This is a genomic window from Burkholderia sp. Ac-20379 (genome assembly GCF_017104645.1).
GTDB lineage: Bacteria > Pseudomonadota > Gammaproteobacteria > Burkholderiales > Burkholderiaceae > Burkholderia.
Genome location: NZ_JAAGPF010000116.1, coordinates 1 through 21,393, shown reverse-complemented (window position 1 = coordinate 21,393; position 21,393 = coordinate 1). Strand labels below are relative to the sequence as shown.

General features: G+C 68.9%; 22 protein-coding genes and 1 pseudogene. 12 read left to right on the top strand and 11 right to left on the bottom strand.

All coding sequences use genetic code 11. From position 1 onward, the window contains the following. Together G3N92_RS16725 and G3N92_RS16720 are read left to right on the top strand one after the other, a co-directional pair. Nucleotides 1-460, top strand: a pseudogene (locus G3N92_RS16725) (phage tail protein); the annotation flags it as partial. 381 nt (nt 461-841) lie between these two features. Continuing rightward, nucleotides 842-1,873, top strand: coding sequence for a transporter (locus G3N92_RS16720; RefSeq protein ID WP_206128651.1), 1,032 nt, complete (start codon nt 842-844; stop codon nt 1,871-1,873). Between the two features lie 240 nt (nt 1,874-2,113). On the opposite strand, the gene G3N92_RS16715 is transcribed toward G3N92_RS16720, so the two are convergent. Together G3N92_RS16715 and G3N92_RS16710 are read right to left on the bottom strand one after the other, a co-directional pair. Next, on the bottom strand, nt 2,114-2,266 hold the full coding sequence (locus tag G3N92_RS16715) for a DUF1427 family protein (RefSeq protein WP_206128650.1): 153 nt from the start codon (nt 2,264-2,266) through the stop codon (nt 2,114-2,116). A gap of 32 nt (nt 2,267-2,298) precedes the next feature. Beyond that, on the bottom strand, nt 2,299-3,276 hold the full coding sequence (locus G3N92_RS16710; RefSeq protein WP_206128649.1) for a zinc-binding alcohol dehydrogenase family protein: 978 nt from the start codon (nt 3,274-3,276) through the stop codon (nt 2,299-2,301). 131 nt (nt 3,277-3,407) lie between these two features. On the opposite strand from G3N92_RS16710, the gene G3N92_RS16705 reads away from it, so the two are divergent. The 4 genes from G3N92_RS16705 to G3N92_RS16690 all read left to right on the top strand — a co-directional run bounded on the left by G3N92_RS16705 (nt 3,408) and on the right by G3N92_RS16690 (nt 7,118). After that, nucleotides 3,408-4,337, top strand: a complete 930-nt coding sequence (locus tag G3N92_RS16705) for a LysR family transcriptional regulator (RefSeq protein WP_206128648.1) — start codon at nt 3,408-3,410, stop codon at nt 4,335-4,337. 65 nt (nt 4,338-4,402) lie between these two features. Continuing rightward, the gene (locus G3N92_RS16700; RefSeq protein ID WP_206128647.1) at nt 4,403-4,894 is read left to right on the top strand and encodes an LEA type 2 family protein; all 492 of its coding nucleotides are present in this window, start codon (nt 4,403-4,405) and stop codon (nt 4,892-4,894) included. 147 nt (nt 4,895-5,041) lie between these two features. Next, complete coding sequence (locus G3N92_RS16695; RefSeq protein ID WP_206128646.1) at nt 5,042-6,169, top strand: class I SAM-dependent methyltransferase; 1,128 nt, start codon at nt 5,042-5,044, stop codon at nt 6,167-6,169. A gap of 94 nt (nt 6,170-6,263) precedes the next feature. Continuing rightward, the gene (locus G3N92_RS16690; RefSeq protein ID WP_206128645.1) at nt 6,264-7,118 is read left to right on the top strand and encodes an SAM-dependent methyltransferase; all 855 of its coding nucleotides are present in this window, start codon (nt 6,264-6,266) and stop codon (nt 7,116-7,118) included. Nucleotides 7,119-7,158: 40 nt separating this feature from the next. On the opposite strand, the gene G3N92_RS16685 is transcribed toward G3N92_RS16690, so the two are convergent. Both G3N92_RS16685 and G3N92_RS16680 read right to left on the bottom strand, forming a co-directional pair. Beyond that, nucleotides 7,159-7,734: a DUF1415 domain-containing protein gene (locus G3N92_RS16685; protein WP_206128644.1), complete on the bottom strand. Its 576-nt coding sequence runs from the start codon at nt 7,732-7,734 to the stop codon at nt 7,159-7,161. Between the two features lie 132 nt (nt 7,735-7,866). Continuing rightward, a complete protein-coding gene (locus G3N92_RS16680; protein WP_206128643.1) occupies nt 7,867-8,484 on the bottom strand; it encodes a TetR/AcrR family transcriptional regulator in 618 nt (205 codons plus the stop codon). 166 nt (nt 8,485-8,650) lie between these two features. Here G3N92_RS16680 and G3N92_RS16675 point away from each other — a divergent pair, with 166 nt between their 5' ends. The 3 genes from G3N92_RS16675 (at nt 8,651) to G3N92_RS16665 (ending at nt 12,244) form a co-directional block, all read left to right on the top strand. Continuing rightward, a complete protein-coding gene (locus G3N92_RS16675) occupies nt 8,651-9,934 on the top strand; it encodes an MFS transporter (protein WP_206128642.1) in 1,284 nt (427 codons plus the stop codon). Between the two features lie 227 nt (nt 9,935-10,161). Continuing rightward, entirely contained in the window at nt 10,162-10,764 is a 603-nt protein-coding gene (locus tag G3N92_RS16670) for a nitroreductase family protein (protein ID WP_206128641.1), read from the top strand. A gap of 220 nt (nt 10,765-10,984) precedes the next feature. After that, nucleotides 10,985-12,244 carry an Hsp70 family protein gene (locus tag G3N92_RS16665; protein ID WP_206128640.1) on the top strand — a complete coding sequence of 420 codons (1,260 nt, stop codon included), beginning with the start codon at nt 10,985-10,987 and terminating at the stop codon, nt 12,242-12,244. 254 nt (nt 12,245-12,498) lie between these two features. Here G3N92_RS16665 and G3N92_RS16660 read toward each other — a convergent pair whose 3' ends face one another. Then, nucleotides 12,499-12,702 (bottom strand): cold-shock protein, encoded by a 204-nt coding sequence (locus G3N92_RS16660; RefSeq protein WP_206128639.1) that lies wholly within the window; start codon nt 12,700-12,702, stop codon nt 12,499-12,501. Between the two features lie 432 nt (nt 12,703-13,134). Here G3N92_RS16660 and G3N92_RS16655 point away from each other — a divergent pair, with 432 nt between their 5' ends. Beyond that, complete coding sequence (locus G3N92_RS16655; protein WP_206128638.1) at nt 13,135-14,733, top strand: APC family permease; 1,599 nt, start codon at nt 13,135-13,137, stop codon at nt 14,731-14,733. A gap of 96 nt (nt 14,734-14,829) precedes the next feature. Here the strand turns inward: G3N92_RS16655 and G3N92_RS16650 are convergent, their stop codons facing one another. The 6 genes from G3N92_RS16650 to hemA form a co-directional block, all read right to left on the bottom strand. After that, nucleotides 14,830-15,621, bottom strand: a complete 792-nt coding sequence (locus G3N92_RS16650; RefSeq protein ID WP_206128637.1) for a class III extradiol ring-cleavage dioxygenase — start codon at nt 15,619-15,621, stop codon at nt 14,830-14,832. Between the two features lie 146 nt (nt 15,622-15,767). After that, the gene (locus G3N92_RS16645; protein ID WP_206128636.1) at nt 15,768-16,364 is read right to left on the bottom strand and encodes a UbiX family flavin prenyltransferase; all 597 of its coding nucleotides are present in this window, start codon (nt 16,362-16,364) and stop codon (nt 15,768-15,770) included. Between the two features lie 13 nt (nt 16,365-16,377). Next, nucleotides 16,378-16,689: a Grx4 family monothiol glutaredoxin gene (gene grxD / locus G3N92_RS16640; RefSeq protein WP_206128635.1), complete on the bottom strand. Its 312-nt coding sequence runs from the start codon at nt 16,687-16,689 to the stop codon at nt 16,378-16,380. A gap of 77 nt (nt 16,690-16,766) precedes the next feature. Continuing rightward, nucleotides 16,767-17,615 carry a peptide chain release factor N(5)-glutamine methyltransferase gene (gene prmC, locus G3N92_RS16635; protein WP_206128634.1) on the bottom strand — a complete coding sequence of 283 codons (849 nt, stop codon included), beginning with the start codon at nt 17,613-17,615 and terminating at the stop codon, nt 16,767-16,769. A 25-nt stretch (nt 17,616-17,640) separates the two neighbouring features. Next, nucleotides 17,641-18,723 carry a peptide chain release factor 1 gene (gene prfA / locus G3N92_RS16630; RefSeq protein WP_206128633.1) on the bottom strand — a complete coding sequence of 361 codons (1,083 nt, stop codon included), beginning with the start codon at nt 18,721-18,723 and terminating at the stop codon, nt 17,641-17,643. Nucleotides 18,724-18,810: 87 nt separating this feature from the next. Then, on the bottom strand, nt 18,811-20,097 hold the full coding sequence (gene hemA / locus G3N92_RS16625; RefSeq protein ID WP_206128632.1) for a glutamyl-tRNA reductase: 1,287 nt from the start codon (nt 20,095-20,097) through the stop codon (nt 18,811-18,813). A gap of 597 nt (nt 20,098-20,694) precedes the next feature. Here hemA and G3N92_RS16620 point away from each other — a divergent pair. After that, nucleotides 20,695-20,946, top strand: coding sequence for a hypothetical protein (locus G3N92_RS16620; RefSeq protein ID WP_206128631.1), 252 nt, complete (start codon nt 20,695-20,697; stop codon nt 20,944-20,946). Between the two features lie 22 nt (nt 20,947-20,968). Beyond that, nucleotides 20,969-21,393, top strand: a 425-nt coding sequence (locus tag G3N92_RS16615) for an aminopeptidase P family N-terminal domain-containing protein (protein ID WP_206128630.1), incomplete at its 3' end; no start/stop codon positions are given.

Here is a 21,393-nt window from a genome sequence, read left to right as displayed (position 1 = left end):
CGGCAAGGACACGCACGCGCATGCCGATGCCAAGGCCGGCTCGAAGTCCGAATCCAAGCCCGCCACGAAGGCCGAGGCGCGGCTCGCCGCCGCCGAGGCGAAGCGGCAGGCCGCGCACGACCGGCAGGAACTGGCCGCGAAGAAGCGTCACGAGCGCCAGCTCGAAGCGGCCGCGAAGCGCGGCAAGAAGGACGATCCCGATGTCGATCTGCTGGCCGCGCTCGTCTCGCGCACCAAGCCGGCCGATCCGGGCCCGCCCGCGCCGGCGAAGCACCGCGGCAAGGACGGCGTGACCAAGGTGGCCTCGGCCGACGCCGGCGGCTCGCTCGCGGCACGCGTGAAGGAGTGCGGGCAGCGCGGCTTCTTCGAGGATCAACTGTGCCGTTGGCGCGTCTGCGACGGCCACTGGGGCAAGGACGCCGCCTGCCCGAGCTCGGCGAACACCAGCCACCAGCCCTGATCGCGGGCCGGCACGCGTCCTGCGCCGCGCGCGCGGCCGGGGCGCAGCCGCCGCCGGCCGCCGTTTCGATTGCCGCGTTGATTGCCGCTTCGGCCAGCCTTCCACCGCGCTTCTTTCGCGCCGCCTCCCCGCTTCATCGCCGTGCCGCTATCGCGGCGCGCAGCCGATCGATTCGCGGTTCCTCCCGTCTTTCGCTATGCTTCGTGGCCGGTGCGCCTCGCCGGATGCGCCGTGCTTTCAGGATGCTTTCGCGGATCGCGCCCTGTCGTGCCGAAGCGACGCGTTCGTGGCGATTCCATGACGCGCCATCACGCTGACACGCGCATCGGCGAAACATGCATGCAAGCGGCAAGCCGAAGACAGAATCCCGCAGGACAGTCGATGAAACCAGAGATGATCATTCCCACCTACGGCGCCGACATGAGCGGCATGGTGTGCGCGTTCCGCTTCACGCCGGATTCGGCCGGCGTGCCGGTCGACGCCGGTGCGGCCAGTGCCGAGCTCGAGGAGGTGCCGGTAGCGGGCGACGCGAAGGGCGATTTTCAGTGGCTGCACTTCAACCTCGCGCACGGCGCGAGCGAGCGCTGGATGCGGGCCAATCTCGATCTGCCCGAAACCTATTACGAGTTCCTGCGGGAAGGCTCGCACTCCACGCGCATCGAGCAGCAGGACGGCGTGCTGCGCGCGGTGGTCAACGACGTGATGTTCAGCCTCGACATGGAGGCGGTGGAAGTGTCGACGCTGTGGGTCTACATCGACCGCCGCATGATGGTGACGGCGCGGCTCAAGCCGCTGCGCTCGGTCGACACGCTGCGCGAGAGCGTGCGCCAGGGCGAACGCTTCCGCTCGCCCACCGAACTGCTGATTCACCTGCTGCGCGATCAGGCCGACGTGATGCAGCACATCGTGCGGCGCGCGAGCGTCGACATCGACCGCATCGAGGATCGCTTCCTCTCGGAGCGCCCGACCGCGAACCGCGATCAGCTCGGCTCGATGCGCCGGCAACTGACGCGCCTGCAGCGGATGCTGGCGCCCGAACCCGGTTCGATTTTCCGGCTGCTGGCCAAGCCGCCCGCCTGGCTGCTCGGCGAGGACGTGCAGGAGCTGCGCGAATCGACCGAAGAGTTCTCGCTGGTGCTGGCCGATCTGGCCGGGCTGGTCGAGCGCATCAAGCTGCTGCAGGAAGAGATCACCTCGCGGCTCGACGAACAGAACAACCGCACGCTGTTCACGCTGACGATCGTCACCGTGATCGCGCTGCCGATCAACATCGTGGCCGGCTTCTTCGGCATGAACGTGGGCGGCGTGCCGCTCGCCGAGAACAAGCACGGCTTCTGGCTGATGGTGCTGTTCGTCGCGATGTTCACCGCGCTCACCGCGTGGTGGGCGTTCCGGCGGCGCGGCGACCGCTGAGCCGGCTCGGCCGGGGCTCCGGCCGTTGCGGCGGCTTCGGCCATTGCAGCGGCCTTGGCCATTGCCGTGACACCGGGCGTTGCAGCGGCACCGGCCATCGCAGCGACTCCGGCCATCGCAGCGGCACCGGCCATCGCAGCGGCACCGGCCATCGCAGCGGCACCGGCCATCGCAGCGACTCCGGCTATCGCAGCGGCACCGGCCATCGCAGCGACACCGGCTATTGCCGCAGCCGCACCCTCACCGCAACCAGCGAACCGCCGTCTCGCCGATCACCATGCCGAGCAACCCGATCAGGGCGATCAGCGGCGGGGCCGGCGAGCGCACGTTCAGCACGCCGTACAGCACGCCCACGCCCAGCCCCACCCCCATCGACACCGCATAGTCGATCATCGTGCGTCTCCCCTTGATTGCCGCCGCGCCGCTCACGGGCGAATCAGCACGCGTTCGCGCGCGCCGGCCAGCACCGCGCGATAGGCGTCGTGCGCGCCGTCGAGCGGGTAGACGTGATCCGCCGTGATCGGGAACGGCCGCAGCGTGCCGGTCTCGAACTCGGGCGCCAGTTCGTCGAGGATCCGCGCGCAGGCCACGCCGTCGAGCGCCAGCGAATCGACGCCGACGAACGTGTGCTGGCCGCGGTAGAACGCGAAGATGTCGAACGGCACGCTGCGCTCCAGCGTCGAGATGAAGATCTGGCGCGCGCCGATCGCCATCGACGCATTGGCCGCCGCGAAGTACGGGCTGCCGACCGTGTTGTAGACGATGTCCGCGCCGTGGCCGCCGGTCAGTTCGCGCACCGTGGCGGCGATGTCCTGGCTCGACGCATCGAGCACCGTCACCGAGCCGGTGGCGTGGCCGCGATAGGCGCCCGCCGTGCGTTCCACGCCGATCACGCGCGCCCCGCGCGCACTGGCCAACTGGATCGTGGCCTGCCCGACCTTGCCGTTCGCGCCGAACACCAGCACCACTTCGCCCGCCTGCGGCAGGCCCGCGCGGCGCAGCCCCTCGTAGGCGGTGATGAACGGCACGCCCACGCCGGCGGCTTCGTCGAGCGACATCGCGGCCGGCTTGCGGCGCACCTGGGCCGCATCCACCAGCAGTTGCTGCGCATGCGAGCCGTCGCGGCGGATGCCGAGTTCGCCGCCCGAGCCCCAGACCTGCGCGCCGACCCAGTCGGCCGGGCCGAGCCGCACCACGCCCGCCCAGTCGCGGCCCGGCGTGCGCGGCCAGACGGCGTGCGGCATGTTGCCGAGCGCGGCCTTCACGTCGCTCGGGTTGACGCCGGCGGCGTGGATGTCGATCAGCATCTGGCCGTCGGCGACGACGGGTGAGGGCGCGTCCTGGATCGGGGCGGCGAGCGATTCGATGTCGCGGGCGGCGGTGTCGAGCACGATGCGTTGCATGGCGGAATTCCTTGTTGGTCAGTGAATGGATGCCAGTCTAGGCACCCGGCGTTGACGCGGAAATCCGCAAAGGCGCATCATCGCTTTGCAAAAAACGCAAAGGCCTCGGCATGTTGCCGGGCGACACATCCATGGAATCCATTCTTTCCCCGCATCTGGCCGTGTTCGTCGACGTGGTCGAAATGCAGAGCTTTTCGGCGGCGGCGCGCCGGCACGACGTGGCGGCGTCGTCGGTCGCGCGGCGCATCGATCAGCTCGAAGCGCAGCTCGGCGTGCGCGTGCTGCACCGGAGCACCCACGCGATGCGGCCGACCGAGGCCGGCCAGTTGCTGTACGAGCGCGCCAAGGCGCTGCTGGCCGGCATGCGCGGCTTGCAGGCCGAACTGCACCGGCAGCGCGACGAGCCGGGCGGGCTGGTGCGGATCGACTGCCCCGCGCCGTTCGGGCGGCTGCATCTGATGCCGGCCGTGTCGGCGTTCATGCGGCGTCATCCGGCGATCGTGGTGGAGCTCGTGCTGACCGACAGCATGGTCGACCTGCCCGGCGACCGGCTCGGTTCGGACGTGGATCTGGCGCTGCGGATCGGGCCGGTGGCGGCCACGCGTTTCGTCGCCACCACGCTCGCGCCGCAGGTGCGCGTGCTGTGCGCGAGCCCTGCCTACCTGGCCGCGCGCGGCGCGCCGGCCTCGCTCGATGAACTCGCGCGCCACGATTGCCTCGCCTGGCACGGCTCGCCGCCGCCCGGCGCGTGGCGGTTCGGCGCGCGGCGCGTGCCGCCCGATGCGCCGCGCTTTCGCAGCAACCACTCCGAGGCGCTGCTGGCGGCGGCGATCGAGGGCATCGGCATCGCGCACCTGCCGACCTGGCTGGCCGGGGCGGCGCTGCGCAACGGGCTGCTGGTCGCGCTGGAGATCGACGGCGCGGCGCCGCAGCCGGAAGACGCGACGATCCACCTGCTGCGCCAGCAATCGGGCGGCAGCGCGCGCACGCTGGCGCTGGTGGAATTCCTGCGCGTCTGGTTCGCCGAGCCGGCGTGGCGGCATGCGGCGGCGAACGGCTGAGGCCTGGCACTCCGCGGCGGCGCGCGGGTACAGTGCGGATACGGTCAACGGATGGAGAACGGACGATGCGGCGTCGTGACGCGATGCGCTGGCTGGCCCTGGCGGGCGTGGGGGCGGGATCGCTGCCGATCGGCGGTTGCGCGACGCTCGGCGGCGATCCGCTGCGGGTGGGCGTGGTGGGGCTTGATCCGCTGCCGGGGCAGGGGCTGGAAATGCGTTTCGCGCTGCGGCTGCGCGTGCAGAACCCGAACGGCACGCCCATCGATTACGACGGCATCGCGCTCGATCTCGACCTCAACGACCGCGCGTTCGCGAGCGGCGTCAGCGATGCGCGCGGCACCGTGCCGCGCTTCGGCGAGGCCGTCGTGAGCGTGCCGATCACGGTGACGGCGTTCGCCGCGGCCCGCCAGGCGTTCGCGTTCGCCGATGCGGCCTCGGCCGGGCGGATCCCGTACCGGTTGCGCGGCAAGCTGTCGTCGGGCGTGTTCGGCGGGATGCGGTTCACCGATGCCGGCTCGCTGACATGGCCGGTCGCGCCCGCTTACGGCGGGTATTGAGCGAACGGCGGCGGCCGGCCATGCTGCACCGCATCGCGGCGCTTGGGGCAATGGCGCCCGGCGAGCGATAATCCGGCGTGCGCGGCGCGCAATGTTGCGTATTGCGCCGCGCGTTTTCGTTTCACCCGATTGTTTTTGCCGACTGCCGTGACCGACTATCCGACCCTTCATTTCATCGACGCGAACGGCGCCGAGCGCTCGCTGCGCTGGCGCTCCGAGGCTGGCTCGCCGCCGCCCAGGCGCGTCGCCGTTGCCGACGACACGACCACGGCCGACGCCGCGTACCGGCTCGCCTGCGAAGGGACGGCGCTGGTCTGGCAGGGCGATTTCCAGAACGCGCGCCAGTTGCTGCAGGCGATGGCGCGCCGCATCGATCGCCGGCCGAAGAAAGCGGCCGATTCGTCGACGGACGCGTTCAATCTGCACCGGCTCGGCCAGTCGCAACGCGCCCGCACGCTCGGCATGCTGCTGATCCCGCTCGACGCTGATTACACGATCCCGCTGCGCCGCGCGCCGGATCTGCACGAGGCCTGCGCCGAAGCGTACGGCGCGGGCGGCGATCCATCGGTGGCGTCGCTGCGCGAATTGCTGGGCCTGATCGGCGCGCACGAATGGCGCAAGAAGGGCGTGGAGATTCCGGCGCTCGGCGGGCGCATCCATCCGCATTACGGCGTGTTCTCGCCGGTGCGCGGCGAATATGTCGAGCTGATCGCGCGCGCGCCGCTGCCGTCCACCGCGCTGGCGTTCGATATCGGCACCGGCACCGGCGTGCTCGCGGCGATGCTCGCGCGGCGCGGCGTGCAGCGCGTGGTGGCCACCGATCTCGACCCGCGCGCGCTGGCCTGCGCGGCCGAGAACCTCGACCGGCTCGGCCTGGCCGCGCGCGTCGAACTGGTCAAGGCCGACCTGTTCCCCGAGGGCCGCGCGCCGCTGGTGGTCTGCAACCCGCCGTGGGTGCCGGCGCGGCCCAGTTCGCCGATCGAATATGCCGTCTACGATCCCGACAGCCGCATGCTGAAGGGCTTCCTGGCCGGGCTGGCCGATCACCTCGAGCCGGGCGGCGAGGGCTGGCTCGTGCTGTCCGATTTCGCCGAGCACCTGGGCCTGCGCACGCGCGAGGCGCTGCTCGGCTGGATCGACGCGGCGGGCCTCGCCGTGCTGGGCCGCGAGGACATCAAGCCGGTTCACCCGAAGGCCACCGACGCCAACGATCCGCTGCACCGCGCCCGCTCGGCCGAAATCACCTCGCTCTGGCGGCTCGGCGCGCGCGCCTGAGGCCAGCCGCGCGAATTTCGGTAAACTGCGCCCATTCCATCCGTATTTCGCCGGGTTCGCGCCGCTTCAGTGGGGCGGCCCGGCCGTCAGCACCATGTCGAACAAGACCTACGAAGTCCGTCCCGAGCAATCGGTCGAGCTGCTCAAGGAACTCCATATCCTGACGCGCGACGGCAAGATGAATCAGGATAGCCGCCGCAAGCTCAAGCAGGTCTATCACCTGTATCAGTTCATCGAGCCGTTGCTCGAGAACGTCGCCGCCGATAAAGGCGGCGTGAGCCTCGTCGACCACGGCGCGGGCAAGTCCTATCTGGGCTTCATCCTGTACGACCTGTTCTTCAAGTCGCGTCCGGCCGACGGCTCGCACATCTACGGCATCGAGACGCGCGAGGAACTGGTCGAGCGTTCGGCCGCGCTCGCGACGCGGCTCGGGTTCGGCGGGATGTCGTTCGAGAACCTGTCGGTGGCCGATTCGATCGCCTCGCCGAAGCTGCCCGCGACGATCGACGTGGTGACCGCGCTGCACGCGTGCGACACCGCCACCGACGACGCGATCCGCTTCGCGCTGGCCAAGCAGGCGCGCCACATCGTGCTGGTGCCGTGCTGCCAGGCCGAAGTGGCCGGTGTGCTGCGCAGGAACAAGGGCAAGTCGCTCGCCAACGCGCTGACGGAAGTCTGGCGTCATCCGCTGCACACGCGCGAATTCGGCAGCCAGATCACCAACGTGCTGCGCTGCCTGCAACTCGAAGCGCACGGCTATCAGGTCAGCGTGACGGAACTGGTGGGCTGGGAACACTCGATGAAGAACGAGCTGATCATCGCGCAATACAAGAACCTGCCGCGCCGCAAGGCCAGCGAGCGCCTGGGCGAGATCCTCGCGATGTTCGGGCTGGCCGAGCTGGATGCGCGTTTCTTCGCGCCCGAGGCGCCCGAAGCCGCCGGCGCCTGAACGCGGGCGTTTCTCCCGCCTTCGTCGTTCGCGCCTGCGCTCAGCCGCCGGCCTTCTCCGGGCCGCCTTCGCCGCCCGTCATCCATGCCTGCCAGCCTGCGTGGCCGAGCCGCCGCAAGGTGTCCTGATTCCGTTCGTAGATGTCGGCCGCGTCCGGGAACGCTTCCACGGCGCGGTCGAGGCTCGCCTCGCGCAGCAGATGCAGGATCGGATACGGCGCGCGGTTCGTGTAGTTCTCGATGTCGTCCGGCTCGCTGCCGTCGAATCGATAGTGCGGGTGGAAGCTTGCGATCTGCAGCACGCCGTCGAGCCGCAATTGCCGGAGCAGGCGGTCGGCGAAATGGATCGCATCGTTGAATTCGTCGAAATCGGCCAGCGCGTGCGGATAGATCACGAGCGTGGTGTCCACCTCGGCCGGATCCGCCTCGGCCAGCTCGCGCAGCGCCGGTTCGAGATCGGCGAGCGCGTCCTCGAAGCCGGTGGCCTCGCTGATCGTGTAGCGGATCTGTTCCTTGACGTGGACGGCCTTGGCGAACGGGCACAGGTTCAGGCCGATCACGGCGCGCGTGAGCCAGTGGCGCGTGGTGTCGAGGATGGTTTGGCGGGCGTCGGTCATGGCATGGCGGTGCGGGCGGGGCAGCCGGCATTGTAGCGGGCGCGGCGCGGCGGCTTTTTCGAGGCTTGCGGGCGGCGGCGATGGCGCGATCGATTCACGACGGCCGGCTGCGTGTCACCGGCCGATCCCCCTTCAAGCGCAGGCCGCGTCGATCAGGGCGCGCACCAACTGCGGCGCGCGGCCGACCGGGGTATCGTCGGCGCGGTAGGTCTGGCTTGCCGCGTAGACGCCCTCGATCACGAGCGCGATGCTGTCGGCCAGCGCCAGCGGGTCGCGCGCGCCGGCGCCGGTGGCCAGCGCGATCAGGCGGCGCTTCAGTTCCGATTTGTTGTCGGCCACCGACACGCGCGCCGGATGCGCGGCGTCGGGAAACTCCACCGCCACGTTGACGAACGGGCAGCCGCGGTAATCGGGCGACGCGGTGCGCCGCGCCAGTTCGTCGACGTATGCCAGCAACTGCGCCTTCGGATCGTCGGGCCATTGCGCGGCGAGCCGGTCGAAGCGGCCGAAGTAGCCGTCGTTCTTGCGCTCGATGTAGGCGAGCACCAGTTCGTCTTTCGACGAAAACTGCCGATACAGGCTCATCTTGTTGACGCCGGCTCGCTCGACCACCGCATCGATGCCGACCGCCCGCACGCCTTCCCGGTAGAACAGTTGCTCGGCCGCGTCGATCAGTTGCGTGTGCGCGCTGGCGCCCGAGGTGGGCGTGCGGCGCGATGCGGCGGCGGATTTGGTGGAGGAGGCGCTCATCGGAAATGACCTTGGCTCAAGCGGGTGAATATTGAACGGCGCTTGACATGTTACCGGCCGGTAACTACAGTCGCAAGCTCTTGTGACCGGTCGGTAACGCGCCGGTTTCGTGTCAACGCATCGGAACGCCGGCGCTCGCCGCGCGGCCGCAACGGGAGTGGTCGGGATGAAGTGGATAGCAGCGAGCGCCCGTGGGCGCTTCCATTACGGATGGATCGCGGGCGCGGTCGTGTTCCTGGTCCTGCTCGCGTCGGCCGGCACGCGGGCCACGCCGAGCGTGCTGATGGTGCCGCTCGAGCACGAATTGGGGTGGAGCCGCGCGGCGATCTCGCTGGCGATCTCGATCAACATCGCGCTGTACGGCCTGACCGGCCCGTTCGCGGCGGCGGCGATGCAGCGCTTCGGGCTGCGTCCGACCGTGCTCGCCGCGTTGGCGACGATGGCGTCGGGCGTGGCGCTCTCGTCGATGATGACGGCCACCTGGCAGATGATGCTGGTCTGGGGCGTGATGGTCGGCAGCGCCACCGGCGTGGCCGCACTGACGCTCGCGGCCACCTTCGTGAACCGCTGGTTCGTGGCGCGGCGCGGCCTCGTGATGGGGATGCTGACGGCCAGTTCGGCCACCGGCCAGCTCGTGTTCCTGCCGCTGCTGGCCTCGATCGCGCAGTCGCACGGCTGGCGCCCGGTGGTGCTGGTGGTGGCGCTGGTGCTGGCGATCGCGGTGCCGCTGGTGTTCCTGCTGGTGCCGGAACGGCCCGCCGACGTGCAACTGCGCCCCTACGGCGAACCGGACGACGCGCCGCTCGCGCCGGCCGCCGCCCGGCAGAACCCGCTCGCCACCGCGTTCGAGACGCTGTTCAGCGCCGCGCGCCGCCGCGATTTCTGGCTGCTGTTCTTCAGCTTCTTCATCTGCGGCGCAAGCACCAACGGCTATATCGGCTCGCACCTGATCGCGATGTGCAGCGATTACGGCATGAGCGAAGTGCAGGGCGCGTCGCTGCTGGCCGCGATGGGCGTGTTCGATCTGATCGGCACCACCCTGTCGGGCTGGCTGTCCGACCGCTACGACAGCCGCGTGCTGCTGTTCTGGTATTACGGGCTGCGCGGGCTGTCGCTGATCTACCTGCCGCACGCGTTTGGCATCGACTTCTTCGGGCTGCCGCTGTTCGCGGTGTTCTACGGCCTCGACTGGATCGCCACCGTGCCGCCCACCGTGCGGCTCGCCACCGACATCTGGGGCAAGGACAAGGCGCCGATCGTGTTCGGCTGGATCGTGGCCGGCCACCAGCTCGGCGCGGCGTTCGCCACGCTCGGCGCGGGCCTGCTGCGCGCGAGCCTCGGCACCTACACGCTTGCATCGATGATCTCGGGCGGCTTGTGCATCGTCGGCGCGGTGATCGTGCTGCGCATCAAGCGCGGCAACGCGCGCAACGTGCCGCAAGCGGCTTGAACCGGGCGATGCCGCTGCAGCTGTCGTGCGGGGCCGGGCGCAACGTGGCGCAAGCGGCCCGGCCTGCCGCCGCGCGCGCCCGTCCTGCCGGGCCGCGCGCGGCGCCGCCGCCCGATTTCCCGGGCCGTGATTAGCAATCCCGAAGCCCAACGTACGCGCGACGCAACGAACGGTTATCCTTGCGGTTCTTCGGGGCCCGTGCCCCTTTTTCGACTATGAGGAATCGCATGTCCGTCAAACCTGCACCCACCGCTGTGTCGATCCACGATCTGATCGCCGGGCGCTGGAGCCCGCGCGCCTATTCGAACGAGCCGGTCAGCGGCGAGCACCTGCACGCCGTGCTGGAAGCCGCGCGCTGGGCGCCGTCGGCCTACAACGCGCAGCCCTGGCGTTTCGTGGTGTTCGACCGCACGCACGACGAGGCCGCGTTCAAGAAGGCGTTCGCCACGCTGGTGCCGTTCAATCAGGCCTGGAACGCGCCGGCGCCGGTGCTGGTCGCCGTGACGGCGCACACGCTGACCTCGAAGGGCGAGCCCAGCACCACGGCGCTCTACGACACGGGCGCGGCCGCGATGGCGCTGGTGCTGCAGGCGCATGCGCTCGGCCTGGCCGCGCACCAGATGAGCGGCTTCGATGCCAAGGCGTTCCGCGCGGCGTTCGAGGTGCCGGCCGACGTGGAAATCGTCGCGCTGATCTCGATCGGCCACTACGGCGATGCCGACAAGCTCGACCCGGTGCTGCGCGACCGCGAACGCGCGCCGCGCACGCGCAATGCGATCGGCGAGGTGGTGTATCGCGACGGCTGGAAGCTGCCCTACACGGGCGCCTGAGCCCGCGCCGCGGCGGTCCGTTCCGGGCCGTGCGCGGGTGGCCGCTCCGCCGCGCGCGCCGCGCCGTCGTCCCGACGGGCGGCGCGCGTTTTTCATGGCGAAGCGGGCTGACCGACCCGTCCCCGATTTCCGGTTGGCGCCCCCGTTGTAGCGGCCCGCGCTCTGTGATAAAAACCCCCCCTTTCCGCTTCATGCCCGCCCCGGCGGCGCCTCTGCCTCCATGACCTATTGCGCGATCGATTTCGGCACCTCCAATTCGGCCGTTGCGTTGCCGGACCCGGCGAACGCGGGGGCGATGCGGCTTGCGCCCGTCGAGGGCGAGCACCGGACGCTGCCGACCTCCATTTTCTTCAACAACGACGAAGGCACGCGCGAGTTCGGCCGGGCCGCGCTGGCGTCCTACATCGACGGCTTCGACGGCCGCCTGATGCGCTCGATGAAGAGCATCCTCGGCTCGCCGCTCGCCGAAACCACCACCGATCTCGGCGACGGCAGCGGCATCGCCTACACCGAGGTCATCGCGATCTTCATGCAGCACCTGACGCAGAAGGCGCAAGCCTGCTCGGGCGGCGCGATCGATCGCGCGGTGCTGGGCCGGCCGGTGTTCTTCGTCGACGACGATCCGCGCGCCGACCGCCTGGCCGAGCAGCAGCTCGCGGCGGCGGCGCGTTCGGTGGGCCTCAAGGACGTGCATTTCCAGTACGAGCCGATCGCCGCGGCGTTCGACTACGAGTCGCGCCAGCCGGCCGAATCGCTGGTGCTGGTGGCCGACATCGGCGGCGGTACCTCGGACTTCTCGCTGGTGCGCGTCGGCCCGGAGCGCATGGCGCGGCTCGAACGCAAGGACGACGTGCTCGGCCATCACGGCGTGCACGTGGCCGGCACCGATTACGACCGCCGCGTCGAACTGGCGTCGATCATGCCGGCGTTCGGCTATCGCTCGCTCGATCCGGAAGGGCGCGAACTGCCGAACCGGATCTATTTCGATCTGGCCACCTGGCACTTGATCAACACGGTCTACACGCCGAAGCGGCTGGCCGAGCTGAAGCTGATGAAGCATCTGTACGTGGACGCGCGCCAGTTCGACCGGCTCGTGCGGGTGGTCGAGCAGCGTTTCGGCCATGCGCTGATGGCGCGTGCCGAGGAAGCGAAGATCGGCGTGTCGGCGGGCGGGGAGACGATGATCGATCTGCACGACATCGAGGAGCATCTGCAGCTCGCGTTCGATTCGGCCAGCCTGGTGCAGGCGAGCGTGGACGATACGGCGCGCATCGTCGAGGCGGCGCGCGAAACCGTGCGTCTGGCGGGCATTGCGCCGCGCGACGTGAGCGCGCTCTACTTCACGGGCGGTTCGACCGGCCTCGCGTTCCTGTCGAGCGCGCTGGCCGGGGCGTTCCCCGATGCCGAACCGGTGTTCGGCGACCGTCTCGCCAGCGTGGCGACGGGCCTCGGCATTCACGCGCGCCGGCTGTTCGGCTGATTGGCGGACTGAGTCGACCGCGCTCCCGCGGGAGCGCAAATTGCGACTGACGGGCGCTGCGGCGCCCGATCGCTTTGACGGCGGCTGACACGAATCGATGTCATTCGCCACCGCGCCGCGCTGCTGGCGGCCTTTCCGACGCGAAGCGATGTTCGTGAATCGGAATCCATTTTTCCCGAAACGAATTCGGGTCGGATAAAACGAAAACCCCGCCGAGGCGGGGTTTTTTATTCAGGCGAAGATATCGCGCGAACTTAGACCGGCTTGATGTTCGCAGCTTGCAGACCCTTCGGGCCCGTCTTCACTTCGAATTCAACCTTTTGGTTTTCTTGCAGCGTCTTGAAACCGTCGACACGGATTTCCGAGAAGTGTGCGAACAGATCGTCGCCACCGCCTTCCGGCGTGATGAAACCAAAACCCTTTGCGTCGTTGAACCACTTGACGGTGCCGGTTGCCATAACTTGTTCCTAAAAATGTGAGACAGGGCGAAACGCCCGGGAGGTGCATGAAAATCAAGGAAGGGGGTAATGGGGCCGACCGGAGTACCGTTGATGGGCGAACTACGAAAGAACCTGTTCACTCGCCACTTGAAATCCTGCTTGGGCTTTATACGTCCAATCGAAGCTCAGGTCAACCGTCTAACCCGTTTTCCTAGGGAAACCCCGAGAAATACCACGAATAACGCTTACAAAGCTTGCTGAGGTGGTCATTTTTTTGTAGGGGCTGATCGATTTTGCCGCCACGCGGGAGGTGCAACCATATACACTACGCGCCGCACGGGCGGGTTGTCCCGGGCAGGGCAACCGCCTACCAAAGATGCCGGCGCGGCGCCTGTCGAACGATCTTCGACAGGGTCATGACAAGGCTTTTTGAGAGACATAGGAGAAGTTGTGAATAGTTCTATTCAACGGAACATCGGCCCGATCGCGCTCATGCTGACGGGTCTGGGGTCGATCATCGGCTCCGGCTGGCTGTTCGGGGCCTGGAAAGCCTCGAAGATCGCCGGTCCCGCCGCGATTTGCGCCTGGGTCATCGGCGCGATCGTGATTCTGGCGATTGCACTCGCGTACGCCGAACTCGGCGCGATGTTCCCCGAGTCGGGCGGCATGGTGCGTTACGCGCGCTACTCGCACGGCTCGCTGGTCGGCTTCATCAGCGCCTGGGCGAACTGGATCGCGATCGTCTCGGTGATCCCGATCGAGGCCGAGGCATCGATTCAGTACATGAGCACCTGGCCCTATGACTGGGCGCACAGCCTGTTCGTCGACGGATCGTTGACGACACCAGGGCTGCTGCTGTCGGCGGTCCTGGTCGTGATCTACTTCATGCTGAACTTCTGGGGCGTGAAGCTGTTCGCGCGCGCCAACTCGGCGATCACGGTGTTCAAGTTCCTGATCCCGGGCCTGACGATTCTCGGCCTGATGCTGACGAGCTTCCACTCCGATAACCTCGGCATGACCACCAGCGATGCGTTCGCGCCCTACGGCTGGTCGGCGGTTCTGACGGCCGTGTCGACCAGCGGCATCGTGTTCGCGTTCAACGGCTTCCAGAGCCCGGTGAACCTGGCCGGCGAGGCCCGGAACCCGGCGCGCAGCGTGCCGTTCGCGGTGATCACGTCGATCCTGCTCGCGCTGGTGATCTACGTGCTGCTGCAGATCGCCTACATCGGCTCGGTCGATCCGACCGAAGTCGCGAAGGGCTGGAAGCACTTCAACTTCGCTTCGCCGTTCGCGGAACTGGCGATCGCGCTGAACCTGAACTGGCTGGCCGTGCTGCTGTACGTCGACGCGTTCATCAGCCCGAGCGGCACCGGCACGACCTACATGGCCACCACCACGCGGATGATCTACGCGATGGAGCGCAACAACACGATGCCGAAGATGTTCGGCAACGTGCACCCGCTCTACGGCGTGCCGCGCAACGCGATGTGGTTCAACCTGCTCGTGTCGTTCGTGTTCCTGTTCTTCTTCCGCGGCTGGAGCTCGCTGGCGGCGGTGATCTCGGTCGCGACCGTGATCTCGTACCTGACGGGCCCGATCAGCCTGATGGCGCTGCGCCGCGCCGCGACCGATCTCGATCGTCCGCTGAAGATCCCCGGCATGAGCCTGATCGCGCCGTTCGCGTTCGTCTGCGCCTCGCTAATCCTGTACTGGGCGAAGTGGCCGCTGACGGGCGAGATCATCCTGCTGATGGTCGTCGCGCTGCCGGTGTACTTCTACTTCCAGGCCAAGTCGGGCTGGGGCGGCTGGGGCGCCGATCTGAAGGCGGCCTGGTGGCTGGTGGCCTATCTGCCGACGATGGCCGTGCTGTCGCTGATCGGCAGCAAGGAGTTCGGCGGTTCGGGCGTCCTGCCGTACGGCTGGGACATGCTGATCGTCGCGGCGATCTCGCTGGCGTTCTACTTCTGGGGCGTCCACACGGGCTACCGCACGCAATACCTCGACGAGCGCTCGTCGCACGACGAGATCCTCGACAACGTCGGCGCGTAAGTGTCCGCGAACGTCAGGCCGCTCTGGCGGCACGACGAAAAACCCCGCCCGGTGCGAACCGGGCGGGGTTTTTTCATGGCAGCGCGGGCTTGCGCGTCAGGCCGAGCCGGGCGCGAACACGTAGTTCGTCATCGCCAGCACGCGCTGGTAGGTGCCGAGCGACTGGATGCCGAGCTGGTAATCGTCATCGGCCGCGCCGAGCGCCGCGAACACCGGCAGCAGGTGCTCGTCGGTCGGGTGCATGCGCACCGCGTGCGGCGCCTGCGCGCGGTAGTCGAGCAGCGCGTCGATGTCGCGCCGCGCGAGCTTGTCCTCGAACCAGCCGGTGAACTCCGCTACGCTCGGATCGGCATCCTCGGGCGTCGCGCCGAAATCGGCCTCGCGCAGGTTGTGCGTGATCTGGCCCGAACCGATCACCATCACGCCCTCGTCGCGCAGCGCGCGCAGCGCACGGCCGACGCGGAAGTGGTGCGCCGCATCGGCGCGCGGCTGGATCGACAACTGCGCGACCGGGATGTCCGCTTCCGGAAACATCAGCAGCATCGGCACCCACGCGCCGTGGTCGAGGCCGTATTCGGTGGTGGCGGTGGCGATGCCGGCCGCGTCGAGCAGGCCGGCCGCGCGGCTGGCCAGCTCGGGCGCGCCCGGCGCCGGATAGCGCAATTCGTAGAGCGCGCGCGGGAAGCCGTAAAAATCGTGGATCGTTTCGGGCTGCCGGGCGACGCTGACGGCGGGCGCGAGCGTGTTCCAGTGCGCCGACAGCATCAGCACGGCGCTCGGGCGAGGCAGTTCGCCGCCGAGATGCGTGAACGCGGTGGCGGGCAGGGCGGGATCGATCGGCAGCGTGGGCGCGCCGTGGGACAGGTAGAGCGACGGAAGGCGGTTCATGACGGGGACCTCGATGTCGGATTGGTGTCGACTATAGAGCGACCCGGTCGTTTGATAAATCGGCGCGGAAGGATTTGATTGATTCTTCTATGTTGTCAATCGGCCCGCGCGAATGCCGGGCGGCGCGACAGGAAAAGCGGGGGAAATCAGTCCGGTGAACGGATGCCGTTCCAGGGCGCGGTGCGCGGCGCACCGAGGCCGAACAGGTCGATCACGCGCGTGACGGTGTGATCGACGAGCTCGTCGATCGAGGCGGGCATCGCGTAGAACGCCGGCAACGGCGGAAACACGATGCCGCCCATTTCGGTCACGGCTGTCATGTTGCGCAGATGCGCGAGGTTGAACGGCGTTTCGCGCACCATCAGCACGAGCCGGCGGCGCTCCTTGAGCGCGACGTCGGCGGCGCGGGCGATCAGGTTGTCGGACAGACCGTGCGCGACGCTCGCGAGCGTCTTCATCGAACAGGGCGCGATCACCATGCCGTCGGTCGCGAACGAGCCGGACGCGATGCTCGCACCCACATCGCGCACCGAATGGACGACGTCCGCCCGCGCATGGACCTCGTCCTTCGAGAGCTTCAGTTCATGCTGGATGTTGAGCCAGCCGGCGGCCGACACGAGCAGGTGGGTTTCGACGCCGCCCGACGCGCGCAGCAGGTCGAGCAGGCGGATCCCGTAGATCGCGCCCGTCGCGCCGGTGATCGCGACGATCAGGCGCCGCGGCGGCGCGGGGCGTGCTTCCATGCGGAGGGAAGGATCAGGCAGCCGCGAACAGTTGTTGCAGTTCGCCGGACTGGTACATCTCCATCATGATGTCGGAGCCGCCGACGAATTCGCCCTTCACGTACAACTGCGGAATGGTCGGCCAGTTCGAGAAATCCTTGATGCCCTGGCGGACTTCTTCGTCTTCGAGCACGTTGACGGTCTTGATGGTGTCGACGCCGCAGGCCTTGAGGATCTGGATGGCGCGGCCCGAGAAGCCGCACATCGGGAACTGCGCGGTGCCCTTCATGAAGAGCACGACCTGGTTTTCGTCGACGATTTGCTTGATGCGTTGTTGGGTATCCATGATGACCTTGCTGATGCGGGGCTGAGAACGGAAATGATACTGGATTTCGGCGGGGCCGACCGGCGCCCGGCGCGCCGTCAGGCGGGCCGCCGGCCGCCGGTGGCGCGTTCGATTCCGGCCAGATCGGCGCGCGAGGCGACCTCGCCGAATCCGGCCGCGGTGACGATCTCGCGCACCGCGGCGGCCTGATCGTAGCCGTGCTCGATCCAGAGCGCGCCGCGCGGCAGCAGGAACGCCGGCGCGCCGGCGGCGATCCGGCGGATCGCGCTGAGGCCGTCGGCGTCGTCGGTCAGCGCGCCGCGCGGCTCGAAGCGCAGGTCGCCCTGGTCGAGATGCGGATCGTGCTGCGCGATGTACGGCGGATTGCTGACGATCGCGTGGAAGCGCGCGGCCGGATCGAGCGCGCCGTACCAATCGCTGTCGAGGAACTGCAGCGGGCCGCCGGGCCGCGCCGGGTCGAGCAGCTTGCGCGCATTGCCGCGCGCCACGGCCAGCGCGGCCGGTGAGCGGTCGAGCGCCCAGACGCGCGCGTCGGGCCGCGCCGAGGCGATCGCCACGGCCACCGCGCCGCTGCCGGTGCCGAGATCGAGCACGGCCGGCATCGCGATGCCGTCGAGCGCGTCGAGCGCGGCTTCCACCAGCGCCTCGGTGTCGGGGCGTGGGATCAGCACGTCGGGCGTGACGTCGAACGCCAGGCCGAAGAATTCGCGCGAACCCACCAGTTGCGCGACCGGTTCGCCGGCCAGCCGGCGCGCCTCGAGCGCGAGATAGCGCGCGGCGGCATCGGCGTCGAGCGGCGCGTCGGCGCGCGTGATCAGTTGCGTGCGGGTCCAGCCGAGCGCGTGGCCGAGCAGGATGCGCGCATCGACGGCGTCGAGCGGCGAGGCGCGCAGCAGCGCGGCGGCGGTGAAGGCGGTGGCGTTCATGTTCGTGGCGGGCGGCCGGCGCGCGTCAGTCGGTTTCGCCGAGCGAGGCCAGCAGTTCGGCCTGATGCTCGCTGACGAGCGTGGCGATCATCTCGTAGAGATCGCCGTCCATCAGCGCTTCGAGCTTGTAGAGCGTCAGGTTGATGCGGTGATCGGTCATCCGGCCCTGCGGGAAGTTGTAGGTGCGGATCCGTTCCGAGCGGTCGCCCGAGCCGATCAGGCTCTTGCGCGTGGCCGCTTCCTTGGCGTGCTGCTCCTGGTATTGCTTGTCCTTGATGCGCGCGGCCAGCACCTTCAGCGCGCGCTCCTTGTTCTTGTGCTGCGAGCGGTCGTCCTGGCACTCCACCACGATGCCGGTCGGCAGGTGCGTGACGCGCACCGCGGAATCGGTCTTGTTGATGTGCTGGCCGCCCGCGCCGGACGCGCGGAACGTATCGATGCGCAGGTCGGCCGGATTGATCTCGACCTCGGCGATTTCGTCGGCTTCGGGCATCACGGCGACGGTGCAGGCCGAGGTGTGGATGCGGCCCTGCGTTTCGGTGGCCGGCACGCGCTGCACGCGGTGGCCGCCCGATTCGAACTTCAGGCGCGAATAGGCGCCCTGGCCCGCGATCCGCACGATCACTTCCTTGTAGCCGCCGAGATCGGACGGGCTCTCCGACATCATCTCGACCTGCCAGCGCTGGCGTTCCGCGAAGCGCAAGTACATGCGCAGCAGGTCGCCCGCGAACAGCGCCGATTCGTCGCCGCCCGTGCCGGCGCGGATTTCGAGGAAGATGTTGCGCTCGTCGTTCGGATCCTTCGGCAGCAGCATCTTCTGCAGATCGGCTTCGAGCTGCGCCATGCGCTCGCGCGCGTCGCGGATCTCTTCCTCGGCGAAATCGCGCATCGAGGCGTCGGCCAGCAGTTCCTGCGCGGTGGCTTCGTCGCCGCGCGCGAGCCGCCATTGCGCGTATTGCTCGACGACGGGGCCGATTTCCGCGTGTTCGCGCGTGAGCTTCCGGTATTGGTCGAGATCGGCCGTGACGTTCTCGCGGCTCAGCAATTCGTTCAGTTCGGCCAGCCGCGTGGTGAGCTGGTCGAGCTTGCTTTGCATGCTCGTTTTCATGATGTGGAGCGACGCTCCCGGGCAGGAATCGAAAAGGGAAAAGGGACGGGCGGCCGGCGTGCGGCCGCGATGCGCGCGGGGGCGGCGCTAACGCTCGGTGCGGGGGCCGTGCGCGTAGAAGCCGCGCATCAGGTCGATCAGCTGCTCGCGTTCGGCGCCGCTCGTACGGTTCAGCGCCGAGGTCGGGCCGTGGATCAGCTTGTTGGTCAGCGCCTGCGACAGCGCGTCGAGCACGGCGGCCGGATCGTCGCCGCGCGCGAGCATCTTCTGGGCGCGTTCGACTTCGGCGCGACGCAAGGCATCGGCCTGGGTATGCATGTGGCGGATGATCGGCACGACGCTGCGCGAATCGAGCCACTGCATGAAGTTCTGCACGCGGGTTTCGATGATCGCCTCGGCCTGCGCGACGGCGGCCTGCCGCGACGCGTTGCCTTCGCGCACGATCGCACCGAGATCGTCGACGGTGTAGAGGAACACGTCCTTCAGTTCGCCGACTTCCTGCTCGATGTCGCGCGGCACGGCCAGATCGACCATGAAGATCGGCCGGTGGCGGCGCGCCTTCACCGCGCGCTCGACCGCGCCGAGGCCGATGATCGGCAGCGTGGAGGCCGTGCAGGACACGATGATGTCGAACTCGTGCATGCGCGTGGGCAGCTCGGCGAGCGGCATGGCGCGGCCGCCGAAGCGCTCGGCCAGCTTCGCGCCGCGCTCGGCGGTGCGGTTCGCGATCACGAGCTCGCGCGGCGATTGCGCGGCGAAGTGGGTCGCGCACAGCTCGATCATTTCGCCGGCGCCGATGAACAGCACCTTTTGATCCGAGATGCTTTCGAAGATGCGTTGCGCGAGCCGCACGGCGGCCGCGGCCATCGACACCGACTGCGCGCCGATCTCGGTGGTGGTGCGCACTTCCTTGGCCACCGCGAAGGTGCGCTGGAACAACTGGTTCAGATAGGTGCCGAGCGCGCCGGCCTCGGAGGCCGTGCGCACCGCGTTCTTCATCTGGCCGACGATCTGCGTTTCGCCGAGCACCATCGAATCGAGGCCCGACGCGACGCGGAACGCATGGCGCACCGCTTCCGATTGCGGCAGCGAATAGACGTGCGGCGCGAGTTCGTCGGGCGCGATGCCGTGGAATTCGGCGAGCCAGCGCACGGCGGCGTCGCGCGCGGCGCGATCGTCGGTGGCGCAGTAGAGCTCGGTGCGGTTGCAGGTGGAGAGAATCGCGGCTTCGGGCGCGTTCGGCGCCTGACGCCCCATGAAGACGCCGGTGAGCGTGGACAGTGCAGGCTGGATCTGTTCGAGCGGAAACGCTACGCGTTCGCGCAGGGCGACGGGCGCAGTGTGATGATTGATTCCGATCGTGAGGAGCTGCATATCCGGGGGCTATCGTTTAGGTGCGCATTATAGCGTCTTGCCGATTTTGTCACTGCCAGCGCCGCCGGGCGGGCTTCTCCGGGGTGCCGCGGTGCGCGCGCAACCCCGGCAATCCGGCGCGATGCCCGTCGCGCGGCGCTGCCGGCGGGGTCGAATCGGGCGCTTGCTGCCGGTTGCGCGCCGTTTTTGCCGCCAAAACCTCGTTCGCCGTGAGGGTGCGCGACGCCAGGTCGCAGCACGGCGCGTGCAAATATCGGCGGTACGATGCGCCCGAATCGGCCCGTTGGCAACCGTCCGGGGCGCGATTTCCTGTCCTTTTTCAAGATAGTCGGCATTTGCGTGCACGTATGGGCCATGCATGGCGCGCCGACGGCGCACGACGGCGCCCGGCTGGCGTGGCCGGTGCGGCACGTCTGTCGCCTTGCGCTGCGATTGATCGACCCCTTACACTCGACCGGCGCCCGGGGGCAAGCCCGCGGGCAGTCGCACTCTTATAATTCCCTCACCGGAGACCGCCGAGGCCGGCCGCGCGGCGGCAGGCGTTTCGTTCGGGCCGGGCGGCGCATCGGCGATGCGAAACGACACACAGGGCGCGGGATGAACGGGTTGGGCATTGTCGTATTGGGGCTTGCCGTGGGCGGGCTGGGCTGGTGGCTGCATCCGGCGCGCGTCTCGCGGCGCGGCCTGCGCGCGGCGCTCGCGGCCGGCCTGGCCGGCGCGGTCGTCGCGAAGCTCGCCGGCAATCTCACCGGCCTGTTCTACGACGGCGGCACGCTCGAATGGCCCGTTTGCGCCCTGGCCGCGCTCGTTGCCGTCTCCCTGACCACCGGCGTGCTGGCGCGCCGCTGACCCCACCTCACTGGAATTCATCATGAACGCCCGTCATCCCGACCTGTCCCCCGTTCCTGCCCGCATCGCCCTGCTGCGCGGCGCGATGGCGCGCGAAGGCGTGGCTGCCTGCCTCGTCCCGTCCGCCGATCCCCATCTGTCCGAATATCTGCCCGAGCATTGGCAGGCACGGCGCTGGCTGTCGGGCTTCAACGGCTCGGTCGGCACGCTGGTCGTGACGCCCGAGTTCGCCGGCCTGTGGGTCGACAGCCGCTACTGGGTGCAGGCCGCCGCCGAACTGGCCGGCACCGGCATCGAGCTGATGAAGATGACGGGCGGCCAGCAAACCCAGCCGCACGTCGAATGGCTGGCCGAGCATGTGCCGGCCGGTGCGACGGTGGGCGTGGACGGCGCGGTGCTCGGCGTCGGCGCGGCGCGCGCGCTGTCGGCCGCGCTGGCCGCGCGCGG